Source organism: Archangium sp. (assembly GCF_036389735.1).
Taxonomy (GTDB): Bacteria; Myxococcota; Myxococcia; order Myxococcales; family Myxococcaceae; genus Archangium.
Genome location: NZ_DASVWK010000695.1, coordinates 1 through 1590, shown reverse-complemented (window position 1 = coordinate 1590; position 1590 = coordinate 1). Strand labels below are relative to the sequence as shown.

Below are 1590 nucleotides of genomic sequence, written 5' to 3'. Positions count from 1 at the left end.
TCTCCGAGGAGGGCGCCATCGCGGTGCGCAACGGCCGCTTCTGCTCGCACCTGTACATGGACAAGCTGCTGGCCGCGAAGGCGAAGGCGGCGGGCCAGACGACGCCACCCACGGGCGCGGTGCGCGCGAGCGTGGGCCTCTACAACGACGAGAGCGACGTGGACCGGCTGCTGGAGTACGTGCAGCGGGTGCGCGACCGCAAGTGGCGCGGCCACTACCAGGTGAAGGGCGACGCGGTGAGCGCCGAGTTCGCCGGCCGGTGCGCGGACAAGTGGATGGAGTCCACGCAGGAGAGCAACACCACGCTGCCGGACGGGGACATCCAGGGCTACACCTTCGAGGTGCTCCAGCCGGACGCGCCGTGCCGCAGCTACCTCGTGGCGGATCCCGAGTCCGGTGAGGCGATGCTGGTGGACCCGTTGCGTGAGCACGTGGACCACTACCTGGACCTCTTGAAGTCCAAGCAACTGCGGCTGCGCTACACGCTGGAGACGCATACCCACGCGGACCACCTGTCGGGCTCCATGCGCCTCAAGGAGCTGACGGGGGCGCAGATGGTGATGCACGCGGCGGCCACCCCGCCGTGCGTGGACAAGCGGCTCCAGGACGGGGAGACGCTGGAGCTGGGCCGGCTGCGCATCCAGGTGATGGGGACGCCGGGCCACACCGAGGATGCTCTGTGCCTGGTGCTGCCGGGACGGGTGCTGACGGGGGACACGCTGCTGATCGGCGCGTGCGGCCGGACGGACCTGCCCTCGGGCAACGCGACGAAGCTCTACGAGAGCCTCCAGCGACTGCTGGCGTTGCCCGAGGACACGGTGGTGCTGCCCTCGCACGACTACCAGGGCCAGCGGGCGAGCACCATCGGCCGGGAGAAGCGCACCAACCCGCGGCTCCAGGTGGCCAACGCCCGGGAGTTCGTGGAGATGATGGCCGCGCGCAAGCTACCGCCTCCGCAGAAGCTGCGCGAGGCGCTCGACGCCAACCAGAACTGCCGGTAGGCGGAAGTCGTTACAGGGAAAGACGAACACCATGAAACTGGTACGGGCCATGCCGGTGGCCGCCGAGGCCGAGCTCGAGGAGCTGCGCATGTTGCACGCATTGAACCGTCAGGTGGACTCGATCATCGAGGAGAGCCTGAGGGAGCATGCCTCGCTGACGCAGACGTTCCACCGCCTGCTGCCGGTGGTGATGCGGGAGGCGGGGGCGCAGGGCGTCGCCGTCACCACGCGCAACGAGGAGCTGGTGGAGGAGACCTTCCACACGGGCGACTTCGGAGGCGTCTATCCGGGCACGCTGCTGGCGGGGGCCCTGGGCACGCGGCGCGAGGGCGAGGGCACGGTGGTGAGCCAGGAGCTGGACGTGGTGGGCCAGTCGGTGGGACGCATCGGCCTGTACCTGGTGGGGGACCACACCCGGCCCGAGCACGCGGGACGCCTGGAGCGCCTGCTGGACACCGTGGCCGAGCAGCTCGACACGGTGCTGATGCTGGTGCAGACGGCGAGTGAGAAGCAGGAGCTCATCCTCCAGCTCAACCGCCTGTTGGCCAACCCCGTCTTCGAGGTGGGGATGGATCAGGTGGTGCTGGCG

General features: G+C 69.6%; 1 protein-coding gene and 1 pseudogene. Both read left to right on the top strand.

The genetic code is table 11. The features are described from left to right. Positions 1–1001: MBL fold metallo-hydrolase (locus VF794_RS24525; RefSeq protein WP_331114410.1), on the top strand; the 1001-nt coding region annotated here is incomplete at its 5' end. Between the two features lie 31 nt (positions 1002–1032). Next, positions 1033–1590: pseudogene (locus VF794_RS24520) on the top strand (adenylate/guanylate cyclase domain-containing protein); the annotation flags it as partial.